General features: G+C 42.0%; 24 protein-coding genes. 16 read left to right on the top strand and 8 right to left on the bottom strand.

All coding sequences use genetic code 11. From position 1 onward, the window contains the following. Positions 1 to 143: 143 nt before the first annotated feature. Together istB (CEQ75_RS11270) and istA (CEQ75_RS11275) are read right to left on the bottom strand one after the other, a co-directional pair. Positions 144 to 923 (bottom strand): IS21-like element helper ATPase IstB, encoded by a 780-nt coding sequence (gene istB, locus CEQ75_RS11270; protein ID WP_089608935.1) that lies wholly within the window; start codon positions 921 to 923, stop codon positions 144 to 146. Continuing rightward, the gene (gene istA, locus CEQ75_RS11275) at positions 920 to 2,509 is read right to left on the bottom strand and encodes an IS21 family transposase (RefSeq protein ID WP_089608934.1); all 1,590 of its coding nucleotides are present in this window, start codon (positions 2,507 to 2,509) and stop codon (positions 920 to 922) included. Before istA (CEQ75_RS11275) ends, istB (CEQ75_RS11270) begins: the two co-directional genes overlap by 4 nt. Positions 2,510 to 2,704: 195 nt before the next feature. Between istA (CEQ75_RS11275) and CEQ75_RS11280 the strand changes: the two genes are divergently transcribed. The 4 genes from CEQ75_RS11280 (at position 2,705) to tnpA (ending at position 4,678) form a co-directional block, all read left to right on the top strand. After that, positions 2,705 to 3,136, top strand: a complete 432-nt coding sequence (locus CEQ75_RS11280; RefSeq protein ID WP_089610701.1) for a copper amine oxidase N-terminal domain-containing protein — start codon at positions 2,705 to 2,707, stop codon at positions 3,134 to 3,136. A 175-nt stretch (positions 3,137 to 3,311) separates the two neighbouring features. After that, entirely contained in the window at positions 3,312 to 3,473 is a 162-nt protein-coding gene (locus tag CEQ75_RS18395; protein ID WP_157677432.1) for a hypothetical protein, read from the top strand. A gap of 117 nt (positions 3,474 to 3,590) precedes the next feature. Next, positions 3,591 to 4,103, top strand: coding sequence for a hypothetical protein (locus CEQ75_RS11285; protein WP_089610703.1), 513 nt, complete (start codon positions 3,591 to 3,593; stop codon positions 4,101 to 4,103). A 257-nt stretch (positions 4,104 to 4,360) separates the two neighbouring features. Beyond that, entirely contained in the window at positions 4,361 to 4,678 is a 318-nt protein-coding gene (gene tnpA, locus CEQ75_RS11290; protein WP_089610477.1) for an IS66 family insertion sequence element accessory protein TnpA, read from the top strand. Here tnpA and tnpC read toward each other — a convergent pair. Both tnpC and tnpB read right to left on the bottom strand, forming a co-directional pair. Beyond that, a complete protein-coding gene (gene tnpC / locus CEQ75_RS11295) occupies positions 4,667 to 6,259 on the bottom strand; it encodes an IS66 family transposase (protein WP_089610705.1) in 1,593 nt (530 codons plus the stop codon). The two genes, tnpA and tnpC, sit on opposite strands and share 12 nt — an antisense overlap. 72 nt (positions 6,260 to 6,331) lie before the next feature. Continuing rightward, positions 6,332 to 6,682, bottom strand: coding sequence for an IS66 family insertion sequence element accessory protein TnpB (gene tnpB / locus CEQ75_RS11300; protein ID WP_089610481.1), 351 nt, complete (start codon positions 6,680 to 6,682; stop codon positions 6,332 to 6,334). 342 nt (positions 6,683 to 7,024) lie between these two features. On the opposite strand from tnpB, the gene CEQ75_RS19220 reads away from it, so the two are divergent. Beyond that, the gene (locus tag CEQ75_RS19220) at positions 7,025 to 7,171 is read left to right on the top strand and encodes a DUF3852 family protein (protein WP_157677433.1); all 147 of its coding nucleotides are present in this window, start codon (positions 7,025 to 7,027) and stop codon (positions 7,169 to 7,171) included. Between the two features lie 68 nt (positions 7,172 to 7,239). Here CEQ75_RS19220 and CEQ75_RS11310 read toward each other — a convergent pair whose 3' ends face one another. Next, a complete protein-coding gene (locus CEQ75_RS11310; protein ID WP_089610709.1) occupies positions 7,240 to 8,124 on the bottom strand; it encodes a MerR family transcriptional regulator in 885 nt (294 codons plus the stop codon). Positions 8,125 to 8,412: 288 nt separating this feature from the next. Then, complete coding sequence (locus CEQ75_RS11315) at positions 8,413 to 8,619, bottom strand: hypothetical protein (protein WP_089610711.1); 207 nt, start codon at positions 8,617 to 8,619, stop codon at positions 8,413 to 8,415. A gap of 216 nt (positions 8,620 to 8,835) precedes the next feature. Here CEQ75_RS11315 and istA (CEQ75_RS11320) point away from each other — a divergent pair, with 216 nt between their 5' ends. Next, positions 8,836 to 10,425 carry an IS21 family transposase gene (istA, locus tag CEQ75_RS11320; RefSeq protein ID WP_089608934.1) on the top strand — a complete coding sequence of 530 codons (1,590 nt, stop codon included), beginning with the start codon at positions 8,836 to 8,838 and terminating at the stop codon, positions 10,423 to 10,425. Continuing rightward, complete coding sequence (istB, locus tag CEQ75_RS11325; RefSeq protein ID WP_089608935.1) at positions 10,422 to 11,201, top strand: IS21-like element helper ATPase IstB; 780 nt, start codon at positions 10,422 to 10,424, stop codon at positions 11,199 to 11,201. Before istA (CEQ75_RS11320) ends, istB (CEQ75_RS11325) begins: the two co-directional genes overlap by 4 nt. 186 nt (positions 11,202 to 11,387) lie before the next feature. Here the strand turns inward: istB (CEQ75_RS11325) and CEQ75_RS18400 are convergent, their stop codons facing one another. After that, positions 11,388 to 11,834, bottom strand: a complete 447-nt coding sequence (locus CEQ75_RS18400; protein ID WP_157677434.1) for a hypothetical protein — start codon at positions 11,832 to 11,834, stop codon at positions 11,388 to 11,390. Positions 11,835 to 11,902: 68 nt separating this feature from the next. On the opposite strand from CEQ75_RS18400, the gene CEQ75_RS11330 reads away from it, so the two are divergent. The 3 genes from CEQ75_RS11330 to CEQ75_RS11340 all read left to right on the top strand — a co-directional run bounded on the left by CEQ75_RS11330 (position 11,903) and on the right by CEQ75_RS11340 (position 14,546). Next, the gene (locus CEQ75_RS11330; RefSeq protein ID WP_089610713.1) at positions 11,903 to 13,393 is read left to right on the top strand and encodes a stalk domain-containing protein; all 1,491 of its coding nucleotides are present in this window, start codon (positions 11,903 to 11,905) and stop codon (positions 13,391 to 13,393) included. A 597-nt stretch (positions 13,394 to 13,990) separates the two neighbouring features. After that, complete coding sequence (locus tag CEQ75_RS11335; RefSeq protein ID WP_089610715.1) at positions 13,991 to 14,281, top strand: type II toxin-antitoxin system RelB/DinJ family antitoxin; 291 nt, start codon at positions 13,991 to 13,993, stop codon at positions 14,279 to 14,281. Continuing rightward, the gene (locus CEQ75_RS11340; protein ID WP_089610717.1) at positions 14,268 to 14,546 is read left to right on the top strand and encodes a type II toxin-antitoxin system RelE/ParE family toxin; all 279 of its coding nucleotides are present in this window, start codon (positions 14,268 to 14,270) and stop codon (positions 14,544 to 14,546) included. The genes CEQ75_RS11335 and CEQ75_RS11340 overlap by 14 nt, the downstream gene beginning before the upstream one ends. Before the next feature lie 99 nt (positions 14,547 to 14,645). Here CEQ75_RS11340 and CEQ75_RS18405 read toward each other — a convergent pair whose 3' ends face one another. Next, positions 14,646 to 14,972, bottom strand: coding sequence for a BclA C-terminal domain-containing protein (locus tag CEQ75_RS18405; protein WP_157677435.1), 327 nt, complete (start codon positions 14,970 to 14,972; stop codon positions 14,646 to 14,648). Positions 14,973 to 15,080: 108 nt separating this feature from the next. Here CEQ75_RS18405 and CEQ75_RS11345 point away from each other — a divergent pair, with 108 nt between their 5' ends. The 6 genes from CEQ75_RS11345 (at position 15,081) to CEQ75_RS11370 (ending at position 22,941) form a co-directional block, all read left to right on the top strand. Beyond that, on the top strand, positions 15,081 to 16,187 hold the full coding sequence (locus tag CEQ75_RS11345; protein WP_157677436.1) for an RCC1 domain-containing protein: 1,107 nt from the start codon (positions 15,081 to 15,083) through the stop codon (positions 16,185 to 16,187). Then, positions 16,117 to 16,590 (top strand): stalk domain-containing protein, encoded by a 474-nt coding sequence (locus CEQ75_RS11350; RefSeq protein WP_089612604.1) that lies wholly within the window; start codon positions 16,117 to 16,119, stop codon positions 16,588 to 16,590. The genes CEQ75_RS11345 and CEQ75_RS11350 overlap by 71 nt, the downstream gene beginning before the upstream one ends. 42 nt (positions 16,591 to 16,632) lie before the next feature. Then, positions 16,633 to 18,033, top strand: a complete 1,401-nt coding sequence (locus tag CEQ75_RS11355) for a WG repeat-containing protein (RefSeq protein WP_089610720.1) — start codon at positions 16,633 to 16,635, stop codon at positions 18,031 to 18,033. A 448-nt stretch (positions 18,034 to 18,481) separates the two neighbouring features. Continuing rightward, positions 18,482 to 19,933 (top strand): DEAD/DEAH box helicase, encoded by a 1,452-nt coding sequence (locus CEQ75_RS11360; RefSeq protein WP_089612605.1) that lies wholly within the window; start codon positions 18,482 to 18,484, stop codon positions 19,931 to 19,933. Between the two features lie 52 nt (positions 19,934 to 19,985). Beyond that, positions 19,986 to 21,947, top strand: coding sequence for a sigma-54-dependent Fis family transcriptional regulator (locus CEQ75_RS11365; protein WP_089610722.1), 1,962 nt, complete (start codon positions 19,986 to 19,988; stop codon positions 21,945 to 21,947). A 238-nt stretch (positions 21,948 to 22,185) separates the two neighbouring features. Beyond that, positions 22,186 to 22,941 carry an SDR family NAD(P)-dependent oxidoreductase gene (locus CEQ75_RS11370; RefSeq protein ID WP_089610725.1) on the top strand — a complete coding sequence of 252 codons (756 nt, stop codon included), beginning with the start codon at positions 22,186 to 22,188 and terminating at the stop codon, positions 22,939 to 22,941. The last annotated feature ends 184 nt before the right edge of the window (positions 22,942 to 23,125 follow it).

A 23,125-nucleotide genomic window follows, 5' to 3' on the forward strand; every position in this document is an offset into this window, starting at 1 on the left:
AAATTTAGTCGTTTCATAAGCATATTTAGTTTTCAAAGAGCATTGTTTCACGATGAATGCTAACGCGCTATCGCTTGTTACATCCTGTATAAATGTTTATCAAAAACATGATAAACCTTTATACAGGGTTATTGTTTTTTTCTTCATGCCAGTTGCTGTTGTTGTAACCACTCCTTCGTTTCTTTCATGCGGTACGAGTTTCCATTCATGTTGACGATGTATGACTGATGCGTCAACCGGTCAATCATGGCCGCCGTCATCACGGGATCCTGAAAAATTTCACCCCATCGTTCGAAGGATAAGTTGGTTGTGATGATTGTCGATTTGCGACCAGCCCTCAGCGACAAATGGGTAAACAATAATTCAGATCCTTCCTTATCAAAAGATATATAACCCATTTCATCGGCAATAACCAAATCATATTTTTCAAAGCGGTTCTGGAAGGCTCGAAGAGTTTGCTCTGCTCGGCATTCTTTAATCCGGTTAATGAGGAGGGGAACAGTTGTAAACCATACTTTATATCCCTCCAGGCAGGCCTTTAAGCCTAGCCCAATACTCACATGCGTCTTGCCTGTTCCCGGGTTCCCCGCCAGAATAATGTTGCGCCCCTCCTGAATAAACTCTAATGTTTTCAGCTGCTTTAACTTCTTTTGGGCATCATCTGGCAAATCCGCGATGACCAAATCTTCAAGGTACTTTTTATGTGTAAATTCAGCCAGACGAATGCGATTATGCCGCGAGGCTTCCCGACGAGCATCACATTCCTTCTCCAGTAACTGCGCCAGAAATGCTTCATAACTGGCATCCTGCTGCGTTGACTCCCGAACTTGCTCATCCAAATGCTTACGAATCATAGGGAGTCTCAGTTCTTTGCTATATTCCAATATCGCTTCCTTAAACGCCTTGCGCGGCGCGTTACTCATGCAACGTCCTCCTTTGCTTTTGGTGTATGGGTATCAAACATGTCATCGTACATGCGAAGCTGCTGTGCTGACCGCTCTACAATCTCTTTTCCCGTTTTCGAGAGATTTGGTTGAACAACAGGCATCGCGTCACGATTCCTAGCACAAAGCACTTTAATTTTATCCGTAGTCACTTGAGCCGGATGAATTTTCTCCAGCTCCCGAATAGCTTGCTCGACTTCCGCAAATGGGACATCGTCTCGAATATATTGCAATAGCTGTATAAATTCCTTGTCTTGTTTGGTATAATATGTTTCGTATATTTCTTTTATCCTTTTAGGAGCCTGCTGCCATGCCGCACTACCGGCAAATGCACCAGGTTTTTTCCTTAGCGTATCCAAATAATGATTCAGATCAAGCCGCCACTCGTGGTTGCCGGTTAATCGCACATGCTCCGCTACCAAGGATTCCTGATGGAAGCATCGCACCCGGGTCGCATATGCTTTAATCATGATCGATTCACCTACCAAATGATCCGGTACTGAGTAACGATTCTGATCAACGATGATGGTGGAATATTTGTTCACCCGTCCATAAATCACGCGAGCTGCATCAAATGGTGGAAGGGTGGGCAGCAATGCGGGGCGCTCTTCTTCCAATCGTTCCTCCGCCGTCTGGCCGTTGTACTCATCATGGGACTTACGATTACGCTTAGTGCACACATCCTGCAAATATTGATTTGCCTCCTCCAGGGATTCAAATTCGTCCCGAAAAGCGAAGGCTTTTCGGCGAACGACCTCGACGCTTCGCTCCACATGACCTTTTTCGTTGCCCTTGCGAATATTGCAAAACCGATACTGAAAACCATAGTAGAGCGACAATTGAAGCAATCCTTGCGTCGGCTCCTTCTCCGTTCCAATAAACCTTTTCACCGCGACTTTCATGTTATCGTACACCATGGTACGATACACTTGGCCGATATGCTGGAAAAACAGGGCGTGTGCTTCCTGAAAACACTCTGTTGTTTGTTTGGTGAACAGATAAGCAAAGCGATAGTTCCCGTAAGCCGTTGTGAATACGGCCATCTGAAAAACTTGAAATTTTCCATTAATTTTTAGTTTAACCTCACCCCAATCAAATTCGCAAATGTCTCCAAGTTCATACAGAGCCTTAATAAACGCTTCCTTTGGTTTCCGTTCCAAGCTTCTAATGGTTCGAAGAACGGTACTGTAACTTAGTTGAGTACCCTCGGCTTCCAGTGCTTCAAAGATATCAATGGCTTTTTTTTGCTGCTTGTGCCGCCCCTGATTTCGCTTAGTTTCATTCTCGTCAAGATAGAACTGGATCCTGTTCACAACCTCGTCAGTCATTTTTCTTTTGGGTCGAATGCCCACAGTATACTTGGGGGCAGAAGTGAGGGTGTCGACTAGTGCCTGGATATCTGCCGACCCGCTCGACAATAATTGCTGTCTCCCTTCCTCATATTGTCCAATGTACTTTCCTACGGTGTCCCGATTGATCCCTGTTATTTTCGCAATTTCCCGGCGCGATTTCCCTTCATGAATATGCATCATTAAAATTTGTTGCTTGATGTTCATTGTGATCATCTCTCCCAGCCCCTACCTGTTGAATTTCCTCTCAAGTAGGTTAATCTATTGTGGCCGGTTTTTCAATGACTACGGTGGCCTACTATTAGATTACCATAGACAACCGCGTATGCCGCAGAAACAGAAGATTTCTTTTGGTCGGAGGCAGTACCTGTACCGGCATATACTGAGAACAGAGATGGAACCTCTGGGAATATGGGGGTGGTGATTGATGGTGAGAAAGTTAACTTGAAGCTTCCCACCTATGAAGAAGCAATTAAAAATCGTGTCTTAGTCCTTGTAAACGGGAAATACCTGCATACTGTATTTGGGACCGGAGCGGAGCCATTTGTTGAAAATGGACGAACAATGATTCCATTAAGGGCAATCGCGGATGCATTCGGTTTTGAAGTAGACTGGGAACAAAGTGAAGAAAAAATTATCCTGACAAAAGACGATAAAACAATCATTTTACACATGGGAGAGCCGGAGATACTGGTTGATGGGGAAACGGTGTATTTTGAAGACGCAGTACCCATGATTAAAAACAGCAGGACTTTTCTGCCTGTAGGAAAGATTGCTGAAATACTTGGGGTTCAGGTTGAATGGGATGGAGAAACACGAACAGCGACATTTATTGCTGAATAGTATCAATTCAAAAAGTGACTGCTTGCCGCAAACCTACATCACCAGGCTGTAACTATTCGGTACGTCCAATAATATTCCGGCAGGTTGGCGGCAACTGCCGCCAACCTGCTTGCTTATAAAATATCTGTTGGATTGGATTTGAGTTTTCCCCTTGCATACTACGAGGGTTTACTTCTTGAAAAGACATGAAAACCGCTGGTTAGGCGGTTATATCTCGAGTGATGCTCAGCAGGGAATTATTCCATTTGAGGATATTTCTTTTGTGTATGAGCAGAATGGCAAATTTATGCTTCAACAGTATGGGCAGCCTTTGAAAGAGTTGGATGCAGAACAGTAGCCAAGTTTCAAGGTTGTATTGGTAATTTGGATGTACGTTAAGGTGTAAATCATACCTTGAGCATATTTATATTTGGTGAAGATTTTATCCACAAGATTTTATGGAGGAAAGAAAGATATGAAAATACGAATTAATTCTATAATATGTAAAAATAATAAGAAATCCTTGCTATTATCCCTATGTCTTTTAATATTGGTACTTACTATTTCTGCTTGTGCGCCTGCATCCAATCCAGAATTACTAACAGGTTATATGGTAATAGACGATAATATATTGCATCTTGATAGGGTTGAGATCATTAAGGCTGAAGATGAGGATCGAATAGAAGAGCTTGAATTAAATCAACAAGTTGATATGCCGAACGGATACTATATTTATAATGCTGACATAGAAAAACAGACCTATGAACTCACAAAGGAAACAGTATATTATTTTGTTGACATTAATCTTCTTTTTGTAAAAGAGAACGATGGAGACAGGGTTTATACGACAACAGAAAAAGAAGAATTTCTTCTACATCTAAATGAATCATATTCTGATTCACCACCAGCGCAAAAGGTTCCGTTTTTTATTGAAGTAAAAGATGGTAAGGTAATAAGTATTACAGAAAAAATTGAATTTACAATTTAGCTAAATGAGGGCATATGGTCTTGTAAAGTAGGTCCTTATGATATAAATAGCCAGCAAGGATGGGAATTGACATCTGTTCCCATCCTTGCTGGTTCCGTATTCGGTTTGCTTCTCTTAAATTGTCCCTACGATACCGCGGATTTGTCCCTCGAATTTACTTCTGGTAGAATAACGTAAGCGTCAAATACTACCCACATATTCTTTTGAATCTAGCTATGAGATAATGTCTCCATGATAACTATAAGGAGGCCTGCTCATTGACCAAAGTTGAAAAGTGCCAAATGTGGAAATCCAGGGTGAATGAATTTAAATCGAGTGGCCAAACGGCTACAGCATGGTGCACAGCACATGAATTGAAGATCAATCAGCTGCGCTACTGGATGCGTAAGTTTAAGTCAGAAAGCAAGTCAGCAGAGAAGAAAATGCAGTGGCTTTCCGTGGAGATCGGCGGGTTAGAAGTAAGCGAACCTCAAGAAGCTTTGCCCGTTCGTGTAGGCAAAGCAACTATTGAAGTGCGTCCGGGATTCAATCCCAAACTTCTCTCTGATGTCGTTAAGACGCTATCAGTTATTTGAAGAAACTTTGCAGGATTCCGGAAGCGTGTCCGACCATGGGAGCAAAGCATCCAGTTGAGCCATATTTCCCAAGTCAATGTTGGGCAACTTCTCAAATAGATACGTCAAATAATGAAAAGGGCTCAGATGGTTGGCCTTTGCCGTCTCAATCATGCTGTAGATGATTGCACTGGCCGTAGCACCCTTCGGAGTGTTACTGAAGAGGAAGTTTTTTCTTCCGATTACGAAAGGCTTGATGGCTCGTTCTGCTCGGTTATTACTGATTTCCAGCCGACCATCAAGCAAGAACGCGCACAGTTTATCCCACTGCTTCAGGCTGTAATCAATGGCTTTTCCTAAAGCACTTTTCGGAAGAACCTGTCTTTTCTTCGTTCTTAACCAGGCTTCGAAGACATCAAGAATCGGTTTGCTTTGTTCCAAACGCTTGTCGTATCGCTCGTCAGCATCCAGATCCTTGAACCCTTGCTCTAGGTGAAAAAGCTGGTTACAATAATCCAGCCCTTCTTTCGCAACAGAAGATGTCTGGTCGGAGCCTTTTGGCAAGGCTTTGAGTGCATCAGAAAAATACCTTCTGGCATGAGCGAAGCAACCGACCGGTTTGACACCTGGAATGCCGTTATACCCTATATAGCCATCAGTATGCAAATATCCATTAAAACCGTCAAGCATGTTTTGCGGATGCTTACTGGCTCTGGTCGTACGATAGTCATAAAGATAGATCGGCACATCCGTATGACCTGTAGCATACAGCCACATATATGATTTGTTAGCGGCTGTTCTTCCTTCTTCACGCAGCACTTGCAATATCGTTTCATCCGCATGTAAAATCTCATGCTCAATTAGCTTGGTATGCATGCGGTTGTACAGATGAACAAGCCAATCATTCGCACCGTGAATCATCCAGTTGGCCAGTGTCTGGCGAGATAAATCGATACCAAAGTGTTTGAATTGCTGCTCCTGGCGGTAAAGCGGAACAGCAAGAGTATATTTTCGATCCATCACAAACGCCATTAAAGAGGGCGAGACAAAGCTACCCGGAAGCACAGGGGCAGGCATGGGTGCAGTGATCACCGGCGTGGAGATGTCATTTTTCTCACAGTTACGGCAAGCATATACGTGTCGTACGTGTTTGACTACCTTAACCTGAGCTGGAATAACCTTGATCTCCTTTCGGATTTCTTTACTCATTTGATGTAAATGCTCACCACACTGTGGGCAAGTTTGTTCTTCATCCGATAAGTGGTATTCTACAGTCTCTACGGGAAGATCCTCAAGCATTTTGTCGTTCTTGCCCTTGGTCTTGCGTCTTTTATATGTAATTTCCTCAACCGTTGGTTCAGATGCCTTAGGATCGGCTTCTTGTTCCGCTTCATCGAAGAAACTTAATTGATCTGGATTGGTTTTCTCGCTGGATGCACCGAATCGCCGCTTCTGGCTTAAAAGGAACTGTTCTTCGTACCATTTCAGCTTAGCGGACAACTCTTCGATTTGGTGCTCTTGAACAGAAATTTTGTCCTTAAGACTTTGTATATGTTCATCCGTTTGAGGATGGTTTGCGTCTGATTCAGTTATGTTTTCCATGGCTTTATTATATCATTTTTCGCTAATGAAAGATAGCCAAAAACCGCATAGAATCAAGGTTTTTCGCAGTTTTTATATGATGATTCTCTCGCTTATTTCCGGATTGGCACTTGCCTGATGAAGGGGTAAACCATCGAGCAGCCATCGAAATTCTCGCTGGCTGACAGCAAGTGACTGGCTATTGCCATCTGGCCACTGAAAGTGTCCTTTCTCGAGGCGCTTGTAATGGAGCCAGAATCCATCGCCACCCCATTCTAGGACTTTGACTTTGTCCTTTTTGCGATTACAAAAGACAAAAAGATGCCTAGAGAATGGATCCAAGCGGAAATGCTCTTGCACGATTACAGCCAAGCCATCGATAGACTTGCGAAGATCCGTTGCGCCGGCTGCAAGATAAACCGTGTCTACTCGGCCTAACATCATAGCCACACTCACTTCCTTGTGATTGTCATGGAGGAGGTTTTGTCCATCTTTTCGAATTCATTATCTCATAGTAAGAAAAGGACGAATATGTGGGTTTGATTTGACGCTTACAAATGAGGGCATATGGTCTTGTAAAGTAGGTCCTTATGATATAAATAGCCAGCAAGGATGGGAATTGACATCTGTTCCCATCCTTGCTGGTTCCGTATTCGGTTTGCTTCTCTTAAATTGTCCCTACGATACCGCGGATTTGTCCCTCGAATTTACTTCTGGTAGAATAACATTGAGGTAAAAAATGTCAAAGTGTGCCAGAAAGCCAAGTGCAAGTGGAATATATTTATTATGATTCAAGGTACAAACAGACAAGCAATTTTTGAGAAGGATAGGGCTGAACGTAACTTACAAGTTGCAGTGCCAGCGACCCTCTTCGCCGGCCTTGTTTTTGCCCTGACTGCTCCGCCCTATATCTGGACTATATTGGGGATGTGATGAAAAGAGCAAGCCAAATCATTTAATCAGGATTCGGTTTGCTCTGCAAATTAAGATTTGAACGCTACTCATTCGTTCCAGTTGCTGATTTTTGAAATTTCGGGATATTGAGCTAAAAGCTTTTCATTTGCCGTTTCTAAGCTTTCGCAATATTCCGCATATGAACTGCTCAATTGCTTTAATGCAGGAATAAAAACATCATAATATCCACTTGCGTTATTAAACTCTTTCAGCAACTCCGTGATTTTGAAAGCAGGGGACTTTTTATATTCCTCCGACTGCTTATACGCCAGATATTGTTCCAGCACTTCCTTGTTTGCAGAGAGAAAATTATCCGGGTTTTCTATCGACTTCCTTGTGCTTTCAACTATGTCTTTTATTTGCTCTGTACCAATGTGTTTTGTACCCTCGATTAAATATTCCTGCAATTCTTCAGTCAAATTGAGTGCTGGAACATTATCCAAAAATGTGACTATCGTTTCATAGGCAGTTTGCTGATTTCTTGTTCTGATTGGTTCATTCAAAAACCGAGCAAAATGCAGGCAAACAAATCTACCGTAATACCCAGGAAAAGCATCCAAAAGCTTTTCAGTAATGGTCTTGCTGTTTTCAAGTGTCCGCAAGTTTTCGACAATTTCACCAAAAGTTTTACCGCTACTTAATTGATCGAGAATTGCCCTTTTTGCCGCTTCTCTTTGAAGCTGCAACTCTTTTCGAACAGAAACTACCTGCAAAACAGTATTTGACTTGTCGGAAAGGACAGTTTTTATTTCATCTGTACCGATATCGAGCCGTCGTAGTACAAAAATCTTGCTTAGAGCCTCGACATCATTTTCGCTGTAATCTCTATATCCGTTATCAAAGACAGACGGCGAAACCAGTCCTTGCGACGTGTAGTATTCTATCGCTTTTTTGGTTAAGCCTGTAGTTTTGCTGACTTGATTGATTAACATATTTATCACCTCAATCACATTTTAAGCCAACACCCAAGGTGATAGTCAAGCACTATTTTGAGAAAATATCTATAAGCACTGGTTCGAAACGGATCGATAAATTCGTATTTGTCGTTATCATACCATATACATCAGATTTCTTTCCATCATCCTTTTGCAAGGATACTCTGGTCAATATTGGGTCTATAACAAACTTAGAGCCACTACATTATGCAGAATGTGTAGTGGCCCTCTCTATTTAAATGATAGAAATATGTTTTTGTGAGAGCATGCGATAGCTATGACAGCTTATATTATTGTGACGGTCCTATCTGCGTAGGGCTTTTCATGAAATATTATCTGCCATTCCACAGTATCAACTGGGTTAAAGTGCAGTGCCGAACACGCAGCACGGAGTTTCCCTTGCTCCTTGCCGCCAAAGGCAATAGCGGTAGCTCTATCTGCACCGCCGATCACACCAAATGCAAAGCAGTCGGCACTGCTATGTGGTTCCATTGGATTAGTCAGTTTTTTACGAGGTCTATCGCCATTGTTGCAATCACGAATGGAGAAAGAACCATCGGTGAGATCTGGAGAAAGAGTGTAACTCATTGTAATACAGTGCGTTGGTGTCTATGGTAATCTAATAGTAGGCCACCGTAGTCATTGAAAAACCGGCCACAATAGATTAACCTACTTGAGAGGAAATTCAACAGGTAGGGGCTGGGAGAGATGATCACAATGAACATCAAGCAACAAATTTTAATGATGCATATTCATGAAGGGAAATCGCGCCGGGAAATTGCGAAAATAACAGGGATCAATCGGGACACCGTAGGAAAGTACATTGGACAATATGAGGAAGGGAGACAGCAATTATTGTCGAGCGGGTCGGCAGATATCCAGGCACTAGTCGACACCCTCACTTCTGCCCCCAAGTATACTGTGGGCATTCGACCCAAAAGAAAAATGACTGACGAGGTTGTGAACAGGATCCAGTTCTATCTTGACGAGAATGAAACTAAGCGAAATCAGGGGCGGCACAAGCAGCAAAAAAAAGCCATTGATATCTTTGAAGCACTGGAAGCCGAGGGTACTCAACTAAGTTACAGTACCGTTCTTCGAACCATTAGAAGCTTGGAACGGAAACCAAAGGAAGCGTTTATTAAGGCTCTGTATGAACTTGGAGACATTTGCGAATTTGATTGGGGTGAGGTTAAACTAAAAATTAATGGAAAATTTCAAGTTTTTCAGATGGCCGTATTCACAACGGCTTACGGGAACTATCGCTTTGCTTATCTGTTCACCAAACAAACAACAGAGTGTTTTCAGGAAGCACACGCCCTGTTTTTCCAGCATATCGGCCAAGTGTATCGTACCATGGTGTACGATAACATGAAAGTCGCGGTGAAAAGGTTTATTGGAACGGAGAAGGAGCCGACGCAAGGATTGCTTCAATTGTCGCTCTACTATGGTTTTCAGTATCGGTTTTGCAATATTCGCAAGGGCAACGAAAAAGGTCATGTGGAGCGAAGCGTCGAGGTCGTTCGCCGAAAAGCCTTCGCTTTTCGGGACGAATTTGAATCCCTGGAGGAGGCAAATCAATATTTGCAGGATGTGTGCACTAAGCGTAATCGTAAGTCCCATGATGAGTACAACGGCCAGACGGCGGAGGAACGATTGGAAGAAGAGCGCCCCGCATTGCTGCCCACCCTTCCACCATTTGATGCAGCTCGCGTGATTTATGGACGGGTGAACAAATATTCCACCATCATCGTTGATCAGAATCGTTACTCAGTACCGGATCATTTGGTAGGTGAATCGATCATGATTAAAGCATATGCGACCCGGGTGCGATGCTTCCATCAGGAATCCTTGGTAGCGGAGCATGTGCGATTAACCGGCAACCACGAGTGGCGGCTTGATCTGAATCATTATTTGGATACGCTAAGGAAAAAACCTGGTGCATTTGCCGGTAGTGCGGCATGGCAGCAGGCTCCTAAAAGGATAAAAGAAATATACGAAACATATTATACCAAACAAGACAAGGAATTTATACAGCTATTGCAATATATTCGAGACGATGTCCCATTTGCGGAAGTCGAGCAAGCTATTCGGGAGCTGGAGAAAATTCATCCGGCTCAAGTGACTACGGATAAAATTAAAGTGCTTTGTGCTAGGAATCGTGACGCGATGCCTGTTGTTCAACCAAATCTCTCGAAAACGGGAAAAGAGATTGTAGAGCGGTCAGCACAGCAGCTTCGCATGTACGATGACATGTTTGATACCCATACACCAAAAGCAAAGGAGGACGTTGCATGAGTAACGCGCCGCGCAAGGCGTTTAAGGAAGCGATATTGGAATATAGCAAAGAACTGAGACTCCCTATGATTCGTAAGCATTTGGATGAGCAAGTTCGGGAGTCAACGCAGCAGGATGCCAGTTATGAAGCATTTCTGGCGCAGTTACTGGAGAAGGAATGTGATGCTCGTCGGGAAGCCTCGCGGCATAATCGCATTCGTCTGGCTGAATTTACACATAAAAAGTACCTTGAAGATTTGGTCATCGCGGATTTGCCAGATGATGCCCAAAAGAAGTTAAAGCAGCTGAAAACATTAGAGTTTATTCAGGAGGGGCGCAACATTATTCTGGCGGGGAACCCGGGAACAGGCAAGACGCATGTGAGTATTGGGCTAGGCTTAAAGGCCTGCCTGGAGGGATATAAAGTATGGTTTACAACTGTTCCCCTCCTCATTAACCGGATTAAAGAATGCCGAGCAGAGCAAACTCTTCGAGCCTTCCAGAACCGCTTTGAAAAATATGATTTGGTTATTGCCGATGAAATGGGTTATATATCTTTTGATAAGGAAGGATCTGAATTATTGTTTACCCATTTGTCGCTGAGGGCTGGTCGCAAATCGACAATCATCACAACCAACTTATCCTTCGAACGATGGGGTGAAATTTTTCAGGATCCCGTGATGACGGCGGCCATGATTGACCGGTTGACGCATCAGTCATACATCGTCAACATGAATGGAAACTCGTACCGCATGAAAGAAACGAAGGAGTGGTTACAACAACAGCAACTGGCATGAAGAAAAAAACAATAACCCTGTATAAAGGTTTATCATGTTTTTGATAAACATTTATACAGGGTGTAACAAGCGATAGCGCGTTAGCATTCATCGTGAAACAATGCTCTTTGAAAACTAAATATGCTTATGAAACGACTAAATTTTTTTTCTTAGTGGCCGAAAATTAAATGACTATATGGCCTAATTTTAAGTTGACAAATACAGCGTTGGAAAATCATAGCTATTATTAATAAATCGATTTGTAGGGATTTCCTGCTGCTCATATTCCTGCACTGTCAGCGTATATGAACAATTGGTTATGGGGTGGCTGAAATCAATACATTCACCCGGAGTTGATACACTAAAGTGCGAACCAGAGATTTCTATAGGGTCGTGCTTGATTGTTACGCTAAGGGTGGAAATTTGCGGTCTGCGTGTTGTTGACCAAGGAAAAGCAGAACGCCAAATAACCCAACCGCTAGCGGGATCAAGCTTGTACTGTTTTAGCACACCTTCGGACTCTATGCCATTGAGTTCGGAAAAACACGGATTCCAAGACAGGCCGCATCCGTGTGAGCAGGAAATTGTTTTGTCATTAAGTATAATTTCCGGAATAATATTGATCGCCATAGGATTTTCAGCTTCAATCTGCATTTGCTGCTTTTTAGTAAAATCAGAGCCATCATTTTCTATTGAAAGATTCCATTTGCAAGCGGATTGTAATGTATGTCACCCTTTTTTGCTTATTATTTGCCTTGTTTAACACCTCTGCCTTAGCTGCATCAAACGGAGATTTTCAATCATTTGGAGCAACTTCCTTAAGTAAATCAGACGGCTCCTATTGGGTATGGGGTGCCGGCCAGTCAGTTCCCATTCAAATTCATGACTTGTCAGATGTGGAAAAATCATTTGATTGCCAGTTTGATCGCCAGCTTGTCATGAAAAAGGACGGTACGGTTTGGTTTTGGGAGAGGAAAGATCCTTCCGGAGAAATACAAGTCCACAATGTCCAATCATTAAATAATCTAATTGACGTTCAATATAAAATGGGTGATCTATTAGCCTTGGATCAAGAAAGGAAAGTATATCTTCTCTCAACACAAGGTCAGTTAACCTCCGACCGACTAAATCAAATTACCCATCTTTCCGGCATTGACGATGTTGTGGATCTCGGTGCTTATTGGGATTATCATCAACAATCCCACGCTGAGATATGGGCATTTTTGAAAAAGGATGGCACAGTTTGGATCAATAAAGGGGATTTTCCAACAGAAGCCTTTGAACCTATTCCTGCTCCCAATAATGTTATTGAAATCGAAGAAAACATCGCCCTGAAGCAGGATGGTACGGTTTGGTACTGGCCAAGCCAAACCAAAAATGATTTAAGTGCTTCAATCACGGCAGCACCGATTACTGAATTAACTAGTATAAAAAAAATAAAATCATATAATAAATCATATGTTGCTATTGATCAAAACGCTGACCTGTGGTTTTGGGGTGTAACATTAACCGGAGCTTCCGACGGGACGATCAGGCATAACCAGACTGTTCCTGTTAAATTGAACAGTATTAAGGATGTTAAGGATGCTTTTTTTGTTGAACGTTCCCTGATTGTGCTAACGAAGGGTGGGGATGTGTGGGAAGCTTCTATTGATCGAGAATCCATGCCGGAAAATCCAGTCTTCAATCATCTTACATCTGACGTACAAGAAATTAAGCTAGGTGCCCGCCATATCATGATGCAGAAAAACGATGCCTCTTTATGGGGATGGGGTGTCAACAAAAGCGGACAATTAGGCAGCGGCGATTTTGAATTTATGCACCTTACGCCTCAGCGGGTGCAAAGACCGGTTGCGGTTTATTTAAACGATGAACCCATTGTGATGAATAGTAGTGGAGTGATCATTAGAAACGATCAGGCATTTATTCCCCTTCGGTCCGTTTTCGAGAAAATGGGTGCCGCAATAAATTGGGATACATATACTAAAACTGTAACTATTAGTCAAAGAGAACCCGAAAAAGAACCTGTAACCATTAGCATTAATTATTCTTCCGGAACAGTTGATCTGAATAATAAACCTGTTACCCTTTCCAACCAGCCTTTTATTCTTGTCAGCACTGCTTACTTGCCCCTGCGGTTTATCAGTGAATCTTTGGGCGGGAAAGTAGATTGGATACAAGATGAGGGGAAAATATTTATCTTAATGCAATAGGTATATTTCTAAGGAGACCAGCTAATACCATAACTTATCCCGGAAAGAGGTTCCGGCGGTTAATACATTTCAAAAATAATAACACGATTGAACATTACAAGTTCGATCGTGTTTTTTAATATCGATATAAAAATAAAAATTGCTATAAACTACAGTTACCTCTTTAACACAAGATGTATAGATATCCAACCTTTCGTTATTTACAAAAAACATTATGGTGCACGCTAAGGGGGCAGTCAGTGGGACAAGGGTGGGACAAGGGTGGGACAAGGGGACAGGTACTTTGTCCCACGAATTTATTTCTGGTAGAATAACAATGAGATAAAATATGCCAAGGTGTGCCAGAAAACCAAGTGAAAGTGAAATATATATATATAGGGACGATGTACCTGTCCCTCTGTCCCTCCCTCTGTCCCTCTCCCTCTGTCCCTCTGAGCGGTTGGATATGTTTTTGAAAATATTACTAGAACAATAAATAACCATTAACGTAGAGATCATCTATCAAAATGATATATTTCTATATTGCTTTTGGAAAATGTGTTTAATATGTATATAAAATGTGATACGATACATATAATAATACAGGAGGTGAGCAATATGGCTAAATCGGAAACTCTGCATATTCGGATTGAACCAGCTGTTAAAGCCGGTGTTGAGGCCACGCTTAAAACATTGGGACTTTCAACCACTGAAGCGATTAATATATTTCTTCACCAGGTTATTCTCACTGGAGGGTTGCCTTTTGAGGTCAAAAACCCTCAATATAATGCTGAAACCATTGCCGCCATGCAGGAAGCCCGTGATATTGCCGCTGGAAAAGTCCCGGCAAAAAGCTTTAGTACAATAGCAGAGCTGATGGATGACTTGAACAGCGATGATGAAGATTAACAGAACTTCCCGTTTCAAGAAAGAATACAGACAGATGATGAAGCGGGGCTATGATTCCAAACCGTTTGAGTATGTGGTCGGAGAGATAGCAAATGGCCGGGCATTGGCAGAAAAATATAATGACCACGCCTTGAAAGGCACCTTTGAAGGGTTCAGGGAGTGCCATATACAACCGGATTGGCTGCTGATATACTTTGCTGAAAAAGACATTTTGACGCTGACTTTCACACGGACTGGTACTCATGCTGATTTGTTTAAGAAATAAGATTAAATCCTCACGGGTGTAGCCAAAGAGAAACAGTTCCCTTTGGCTATTTTTTGTTTATGACAGTCTTATTGCTGCTAAGGATGCACCTGCACCTAATTATAATGTTGCTTCAACATTCAATCCTGACAAACGGATTGATATGGTGTCACCTGCTATTAAATTCAATATAATTTGAAAATTATATTTTGATATTGATAATACTGGATTAACAGTTGCGGCTGATACTATTGCACCATCAACTAATAATTCTGATCGCATCATGAATACTGACATAATTTTTATATCATAATTAATACAGTATCTTCCGGTTTGAGGCACTGTAAATACTGTATTTGCTGCATTTGCAACAAAACCATCTAAGTTTTGCGCATTTGGTAATGCAATTGGAGTTTCGCTAACTGCTACTGCAATAGCAGAACCCAAAAGGAACTTAACGGAGGGAACTAAAAAATGGATTCCATCGTCTAAGAAATAGAATGGAAAGATTAGACCATTAAAAAGGGATAAAAAATAAGAATGGATGTGATATTTGTGTTATTAATGAAAAAGCGGATTGTAAGATATGGCACTCTTTTTTGCTTATTATTTGCCTTGTTTAATACCTCTGCCTTAGCTGCACCAAACGGGGAATTTCTATCCTTTGATGCAACTTCCTTAAGTAAATCAGACGGTTCTTATTGGGTATGGGGTGAAGGCCTGTCAGTTCCCATTCAAATTTATGGCTTGTCAGATGTGGAAAAATCATTTGAAAGTCATCTTGTCATGAAAAAGGACCAAACGGTTTGGTTTTGGGAGAGGATAGCTCCTTCCGGAGAAATAAAAGTCTACCATGTCCCGGCATTAAATAATCTAATTGATGTTCAATACAAAATGGGTGATCTCTTGGCCTTGGATCAGGAAGGGATGGTTTATCTTCTCTCAGCACAAGGTCAGTTATCCTCCGACCGACTAAATCAAATTGCTCCACTTTCCGGTATTGATAATGTGATAGATATCGGTGCTTATTGGGATTATGGTCATCAATATAGCGTTGAGAAGTGGGCTTTTTTGAAAAAGGATGGCACGGTTTGGGTAAACAGAGGGAATTTTCCATCGGAAGCCTTTGCACCTATTCCTGTTCTCAATGATGTTATTGAAATCGAAGAAAACATCGCCCTGAAACAGGACGGTACTGTTTGGTACTGGCCAAACCAAACCTATAATGCCTTAAGTGATTCGGTCACGGCAGCTCCAATTACGGAATTAACTAATATTAAAAAAATAAAATCTTATGGGAAATCACAAGTCGCGATTGATCAAAACGCTTCCCTGTGGTTCTGGGGTGTAACATATACCGGAGCTTCCGACGGTACGATCAGGCATAACCAGATTGTTCCCGTTAAATTGAACAGCATTAAGGATGTTGAGGATGCTTTTGTTGTTGAGCGTTCCCTGGTTGTGCAAACAAATGATGGGAATGTGTGGGAAGCTTCTATTGATCGGGAAGCCATGCCGGTAAATCCGGTCTTCGATCATATTACGTCCGGGGTACAAGAAATAAAGCTGGGTGCCCGCCATCCGCCATATCATGATGAAGAAAAACGATGGCTCTTTATGGGGATGGGGTGTCAACAAAAACGGACAATTAGGCAGCGGTGATTTTGAATTTATCCACTTAACGCCTCAGCGGGTGCAAAGACCGGTTGCAGTTTATTTAAACGATGAGCCCGTTGTGATGAATAGCGGTGTTATCATCCGAAACGGTCAGGCATTTATTCCCCTCCGGTCAGTTTTCGAGAAAATGGGTGCCGTACTAAATTGGGATGCAGCTAATAAAACCGTAACTATCAGTCAAAAAGAACCTGAAAAAGAACCTGTCATCATTAATATTAATTATTCTTCCGGAAAGGTTGATCTGAATAATAAACCTGTTTCCCTTTCCAACCAGCCTTTTATTCTTGTCAGCACTGCTTACTTGCCCCTGCGGTTTATCAGTGAATCTCTGGGCGGAAAAGTAGATTGGATACAAGATGAGGGGGAAATATTAATCAAAATGCAATAGGTATATTTCTAAGGAGACCAGCCAATAAAAGGGGGGACTAAAATGGGAAATCACAAAAAAATAGCTATCAGTCTTTTGTTATTTTTCAGCTTAGGCATCATGGGGGGGTGCAGCAATAATGTTGCCAATCAGCCGGAGGGGTCTGACCTGCTTCAGCCTCAAGATGTAGCGGGGATCGGCCTTTATGGTGAGATCCGGCAAAAGCTGCCTGATTTTGTTATCACCCCGGAGATTAAAGAATGGGATCAGCCCCTGCCTTTTTATGAAGACGGCAAATTAGGCTTTAAAGATAAGCAGGGTAAGATCGTCTTAGAGCCAATCTATGCCAGCCACCACGGCTATCGCAATGGCGTTAATAATATTGCCTATGACGATGAGGCAGGCAATCGCACCTGGCAGGTCTATGATATTTACGGCAAGCCTTATCCCTATGATACGGTTTATGGTTTCCATTATGGCATTTCTTTTGTGCAAAAGGATGGTAAATCCGGCCTCATCAATACCGCGGGTCAAGAGATTGTACCGGTTGAATATGATAAGCTTTTGTTGGCTTATATCCAAGATGCCGCTTCTGAAACAGAGCAGCCCTCGGCCTATGCCCAAAAGGATAGCCGGAGCCCCTGGGTACTGCTCGATCTGCAAGATGGCTATCAAAGCTATTACGAGCCTTATGATGAAAACAAAAAAGCCGGCTATGCCGGCACCTTGGATTTAACGGAGCATAGCGTTGCCATTATCAATAATATGATCATGGTGGACGGCATTTCCCTTACCACAGGCAAAAAATTCCCTCTTTGTGCTTTGGATGGCTTAAGCTGCCAAATCTATCAAGATGGCAAGGCGGTGGGCAGTGCGCCCATCAAACTGGATCAAGGTTTCTATGAAGGTGAAGTGATGGCCTTATTCCCGGATTATTTTGGTGAAAGCTATGTAGACGAGAATAATGAATTCGTTGCTATCCCTCAACTCTTGCTGTCACAAAGCCAGCCATCCATCGCCAAGGGCCAAGGTTCTGATTATCAGCAAGCGGTGGAAGATTATTTAACGGAAAAACAGATCGAAAATACCCCGGTTAAAATTGCTTCCTGCTATATCGCTGATTTTAGCGGCCAAAACAAAAAAAGTGCCCTGCTGGAGGTGGTCGATACCATGCGCTTCCAAGAACCCTTACCGCCAGAAATAGAAAGCTGGGATGCTGATGATTTTACAGCCAAAAAAGTCGCTTTTGTCAGCACCATTTTATTTATTCCCGATCTGACCAAGCCAAATGAATACCAGGTAGTGCTGGAAAATATTCAGCAAAGTGATAGATTTATTCGCGAAACCATCCGTAATAGCTTGTATGCAGCCTTTGACTTAGACCGTGACGGCAGTCTTGAGATGATCGTGGATAACCTCTATTATGAATACCGGGATTATCAGCTGATTGATTTGAGCAAATAACAAGGGAAATAAGGCATGATAAACTGCTTTTAACTACTTCTGGGGGGGGACAAAGGGACAGACACTTTGTCCCTCAAGTTTATTTCTGGTTTAGTCTATCCCTCAAATCCCTTAGCACATCTAATTCGAGCTCTTTTTCGACTAATAGTTTTTTCAATGAGTTATTCTCGTTGCTGATGCTTTTAAGCCTCTGCTCTATTTCTAAAATGGGACAAGGGTGGGACAAGGGGACAGGTACTTTGTCCCTCCTGTCCCCCCTCCTGTCCCCGGCTGTTTCCATTGTTACAGAGAGGGAAACGGTATTAATCAAAAGATATGAAAGAGACTTTAAGATCAAAATCAATAGGAGGTAGTATCTAGGGGGAAAATACTAGATCCAGGTAGGGGCAGATAGAGGTGCCGTAGTAGCCTATACAATTAATTGTTAGAAAGAGATGACCAAAGAGAAATGGCGAATTTTAAAGATTATCAATTAAATAGTGATTTATTAAAAGCAATTAGGCTGTTAAATTTCAAAATTCCCACAAAAGTCCAGGAACAGGTGATACCAGTTGTTCTGGCAGAAAAGGATATCATCGTAAAGTCTCAAACCGGCAGCGGAAAGACAGCAGCATTTGCTATCCCTATTTGCCAATTGGTTGATTGGGAGGAAAATAAACCTCAAGCATTAGTAATGACGCCGACCAGAGAACTTGCTATTCAGGTAAAAGAAGACATCTTTAATATAGGTAGATTTAAGAGATTAAAAGTAGCGGCAATTTTCGGGAAGTCCCCATTCTATTATCAAGAAAAGGAAATCAAGCAAAAAACACATGTGGTGGTTGGCACACCAGGCCGTATTATTGATCATATCGAAAGAGGGACATTTGATACATCAAAGATAAAATATCTTGTCATCGATGAAGCAGATAAAATGCTAAATATGGGGTTTATTGAACAAATAGAGACGATCATAACTAGTTTGCCAAAAGAGCGGGTGACGATGTTATTTTCTGCGACAATGCCTATGGATATAAAGAATTTATGTAATAAATATATGAAAGATCCGGGATACGTTGAAATAGAAGAAGAAAATTCAATTGCTGATAGAATAAGGCAAGAAAGATATAACGTAGCGGAAATAGATAAAACCCAACTTTTGAGAGATATTACCATCGTCGAAAATCCGGATAGTTGTATGATATTCTGTAATACAAAGCAGAAGGTAGAAGATGTTTATCATGAGTTATTGAATCTTAAGTATTCTTGTCAGAGAATTCATGGTGGTATGGAGCAGCGGGACAGATTAAGAGTAATGAATAACTTTAAGCAAGGTAAATTTAGATATCTATTAGCAACAGATGTTGCAGCCCGAGGAATAGACATTGATAACATCACCCTGGTAATTAATTTTGATATTCCTCAAGACAGAGAAAGCTATGTTCATCGAATCGGAAGAACCGGTCGGCTGAACAAGATGGGGAAAGCTATTACTTTTGTTACCCAAAATGAAAAGTTGTTTCTGGATGATATCCATAAATATATTGGAAAAGAAATTATTTTGATGGGAAGACCGGAAAAAGAAACAGTTCAGGATGTTAAACAAGAATTTGTAGAGAAAATAAATACCACACCTGAAATGAAGGAGATCAAAGGTGCAGAACTGAGTAAGGAAATTATGAAATTACATATAAATGCAGGGAAGAAGACAAAGATGAGAGCAGTAGATGTGGTAGGGACCCTTTGCAATATTAAAGGTATGACAGCGGCAGATATCGGGATTATCAATATTCAGGATATATCTACCTTTGTAGAAATATTAAATAATAAAGGTGAGTTGGTATTCCAGGCGTTACAAAAAACACCTATCAAAGGCAGATTACGTAAGGTTAGTAAAGTGGTAAAGCAGTCAGCATATTGATAGGTGAATGATGACAAGGGTGTAGTTTTAGTACTTTAAAAGGGGTGGTACATTGTTTGATAAGCTAAACAGGAAAGATATTAAAGAATCCTGGCTAGACTTTCAAAATAATAAACCTGTGGGAACTGATCGTGTCCGTAAGGTGATTCTTGATTCATGGAAGCGGAGCCGACAGTATGGCGTGAATGCCTTACATCAGAATAAACAGTTGTGCTCACCTGAAGAACTAAAAAAGAGACAAGCAAAGAGCATAATCTTGTTGAATGCTGCTCAGGGTTACTTGGAAGATCTCTTTTCCAAATTTTTAAGCAGCCAGGGTGTCGTGGTTTTGTCTGACACAGAAGGGACTATTATCTTTGCTCTGGGCGACGAAAAAACCATGCGGGAAACTACGGCACCTGAATTTGCTCATGACTGCAGTGAAGAAACCATGGGAACCAACGGGGTAGGGACCTGCTTGGCATTAAGAAAACCCTTCCTGATATGGGCTGAGGAACATTATTATCAGGGCAATCATATATGGTATTGCTCCTCAGCTCCCATTTTTGATCCGGCCGGTAAAATGCTCGGATGTTTAAACGTTACCGGTAAATCGCAAAGCGTGCATGCTCATACCTTAGGCATGGTTTTGGGGATAGCCAATGCCATTGAAAGACAAATTAAAATTAACCAAATTATGGACGAGAATCAAAAAGTTATTCGGAAACAAGAAGTAATCCTGAACTTGATTACAGATGGGGTATTAATAGTTGATCCAGCCGGTAAAGTGACCGAGATAAATCAATATGCTCTGCAAATGTTTGGCATGGCGAAAAACGAGATTATAAATCAATCAGTAGCAAAGCTTATTCCTTCTGGTTTGGATATTGAGGATATTTTTACTAAGCAGCGAATGCTTAAGAATATAGAAATTGACTTTGCTTTACCGGGCAAAGATTTGTCCTGTTCCGTTTCTACGGCTATTATTAGGAATGAAAAAGCCCTACCGGAAAGTTTAATCTTAACCTTTACTCCCAGCAAGAATATTCATGCCTTGGTCAATCAGGTAACAGGTTCCGTGGCCAGATACACTTTCGAACAAATGACAGGCCGCTCATCCGTTTTTCAGGAGGTAATACGTCAGGGTAAGCTGGCGGCGCTGGCCAGTTCCAACGTACTAATTACCGGAGAAAGTGGGACGGGGAAGGAACTCATGGCCCATGCCATTCATAATGCCAGTAACCGATTCCATAAGCCTTTCATAAGTGTAAATTGCGGTGCTTTGCCACGGGAATTAATAGTCAGTGAACTATTTGGTTATGAAGAAGGATCTTTTACCGGTGCCAAGAAGGGTGGTAATCCAGGGAAGTTTGAACTTGCAGACGGGGGCACCATTTTCCTGGATGAAATTGGTGAATTGCCGTTGGATGGCCAGGTTACATTACTCCGGATCATACAAGAAAAGGTAGTTAACCGCCTTGGCAGCAGCAAACCTAAACCGATTGATGTTAGGGTTATTGCCGCCACTAATAGGAATTTGGCGGAGGAAGTTCTAAACAAAAATTTTCGCCAAGATCTTTTTTACCGTTTAAATGTTCTTACGATCAATATGCCTAGTCTGAGAGACCGTAAGGAAGATCTGGAAATCTTGATAAATAGTACGATGGATAGAATAAAGAACCAGACAAACAAATCTTATCTGACCATTGATCGCCAAGCCATGAATGTACTAAAAAAATATGACTGGCCGGGAAATATACGCGAACTGGAAAACGTTTTAGAAAGGGCGGTTAACATATGTGAGGATTTAGTAATCAAGTGCAGCGATTTGCCAAATCACTTAACCGCAGAGAGTGTTAAAGCCGCGCCAGACATCACTTATATTGAGCAAACCGAAAAAACTTTAATCATGGAAACGTTGCGGGAGACCCACGGAAACATTAAGCAAACCGCTGAGAAACTAGGTATTGCTCGCAATACTGTTTACCGCAAAATGAAGAGATATAATATTGCTAACAATTCCGGGGAACTTTAATCCGGATAGCGGGTGCTCCAGAATGGAACATGTAACATTAAGCATGGTCCGTTTTGGAGCACTTTTATTTTTCCTTCTCTTGTCATAAAACTACGCAACCTGGTTAGAATTGTACTTGTTAGCACTTTCTTTATTAACACCCAACTTGGCATAGATTTTGCTATTAATATGGCTATAACATAACCATAACTGATATCTTTTCGGTATTATCAAAATGTATTATGGGAGGAAAAGTCTAATGTCTAATGAATTTCAGGGAAAAGTTGCTATTGTATCTGGGGGTGGATCGGGAATCGGTGCCGAAACGGCAAAAATTCTTGCTGCCGGGGGGGCATCAGTCGTTCTGTCCGATATAAGTCTACCAGCTGCGGAAGAGGTTGCAGCTGAGATCGTGAACGCCGGGGGCAAGGCGGCAGCATTTAAAGCGGATGTAGCAAATCCTGAAGATGCTGAAGCTACCGTTGAGTTCGCTAAAAAGACATATGGTGGTCTACATCTGGCATTCAATAATGCCGGGATCGTAGGTCCGGAGAAATACGTCGGTGACCTCACGCCTAAAGGTTGGCAGACTGTTATTAACATCAATTTAAATGGCGTGTTTTATGCTATGCACTACCAGATCCCAGCGATTCTGGCGTCGGGAGGAGGTGCAATCGTAAACACCTCTTCCATCGCTGGTTTTATTGGGATTGCTGATCTGAGCGCCTATTGTGCCTCCAAACATGGAGTCGCTGGCCTTACCAAATCAGCTTCGATCGAATATGGTAAACAAGGTATCCGCATCAACTCGTTACACCCAGGTTATGTCATGACACCGCTCATCGCGCAGTGGACGGATACCGAATTAAAGGACGCACTGATCGGGCTGCATCCAATCGGTCGACTGGCTGAACCAAAGGAGATTGCTGAAGTTGCTTGTTTCCTACTTTCGGATAAGGCATCATTTATGAGCGGGTCCCAAGTCGTTGTTGATGGTGGATTCCTTAGCGTATAAAAGGAACGTCTTTTCAGGAATACCCACCCTAACCGGTCAGAGACTGAAAAAGACCAAGGGGGCGTTCGAAACCACTGAAAAAACCTTAGTTTGAAAGCTCCTCCTACTGACAGAGTGTCGGGGGACGGCAGACTGTGTGAAAACTAATTTTGGAAATTTAATTCTCCACATTGATCCTATATTT

The organism is Dehalobacterium formicoaceticum, from assembly GCF_002224645.1.
Classification (GTDB): Bacteria; Bacillota; Dehalobacteriia; order Dehalobacteriales; family Dehalobacteriaceae; genus Dehalobacterium; species Dehalobacterium formicoaceticum.

What these genes read in the sequence shown, in the direction of transcription:
- istB (WP_089608935.1), bottom strand. Translation starts at nt 923, where the DNA reads ATGAGTAACGCGCCGCGCAAGGCGTTTAAGGAAGCGATATTGGAATAT.
- istA (WP_089608934.1), bottom strand. Translation starts at nt 2,509, where the DNA reads ATGATCACAATGAACATCAAGCAACAAATTTTAATGATGCATATTCAT.
- CEQ75_RS11280 (WP_089610701.1), top strand. Translation starts at nt 2,705, where the DNA reads ATGGGGGTGGTGATTGATGGTGAGAAAGTTAACTTGAAGCTTCCCACC.
- CEQ75_RS11285 (WP_089610703.1), top strand. Translation starts at nt 3,591, where the DNA reads ATGAAAATACGAATTAATTCTATAATATGTAAAAATAATAAGAAATCC.
- tnpC (WP_089610705.1), bottom strand. Translation starts at nt 6,259, where the DNA reads ATGGAAAACATAACTGAATCAGACGCAAACCATCCTCAAACGGATGAA.
- tnpB (WP_089610481.1), bottom strand. Translation starts at nt 6,682, where the DNA reads ATGATGTTAGGCCGAGTAGACACGGTTTATCTTGCAGCCGGCGCAACG.
- CEQ75_RS19220 (WP_157677433.1), top strand. Translation starts at nt 7,025, where the DNA reads ATGATTCAAGGTACAAACAGACAAGCAATTTTTGAGAAGGATAGGGCT.
- CEQ75_RS11310 (WP_089610709.1), bottom strand. Translation starts at nt 8,124, where the DNA reads ATGTTAATCAATCAAGTCAGCAAAACTACAGGCTTAACCAAAAAAGCG.
- CEQ75_RS11315 (WP_089610711.1), bottom strand. Translation starts at nt 8,619, where the DNA reads ATGGAACCACATAGCAGTGCCGACTGCTTTGCATTTGGTGTGATCGGC.
- istA (WP_089608934.1), top strand. Translation starts at nt 8,836, where the DNA reads ATGATCACAATGAACATCAAGCAACAAATTTTAATGATGCATATTCAT.
- istB (WP_089608935.1), top strand. Translation starts at nt 10,422, where the DNA reads ATGAGTAACGCGCCGCGCAAGGCGTTTAAGGAAGCGATATTGGAATAT.
- CEQ75_RS18400 (WP_157677434.1), bottom strand. Translation starts at nt 11,834, where the DNA reads ATGCAGATTGAAGCTGAAAATCCTATGGCGATCAATATTATTCCGGAA.
- CEQ75_RS11330 (WP_089610713.1), top strand. Translation starts at nt 11,903, where the DNA reads ATGTATGTCACCCTTTTTTGCTTATTATTTGCCTTGTTTAACACCTCT.
- CEQ75_RS11335 (WP_089610715.1), top strand. Translation starts at nt 13,991, where the DNA reads ATGGCTAAATCGGAAACTCTGCATATTCGGATTGAACCAGCTGTTAAA.
- CEQ75_RS11340 (WP_089610717.1), top strand. Translation starts at nt 14,268, where the DNA reads ATGATGAAGATTAACAGAACTTCCCGTTTCAAGAAAGAATACAGACAG.
- CEQ75_RS11350 (WP_089612604.1), top strand. Translation starts at nt 16,117, where the DNA reads ATGATGAAGAAAAACGATGGCTCTTTATGGGGATGGGGTGTCAACAAA.
- CEQ75_RS11355 (WP_089610720.1), top strand. Translation starts at nt 16,633, where the DNA reads ATGGGAAATCACAAAAAAATAGCTATCAGTCTTTTGTTATTTTTCAGC.
- CEQ75_RS11360 (WP_089612605.1), top strand. Translation starts at nt 18,482, where the DNA reads ATGGCGAATTTTAAAGATTATCAATTAAATAGTGATTTATTAAAAGCA.
- CEQ75_RS11370 (WP_089610725.1), top strand. Translation starts at nt 22,186, where the DNA reads ATGTCTAATGAATTTCAGGGAAAAGTTGCTATTGTATCTGGGGGTGGA.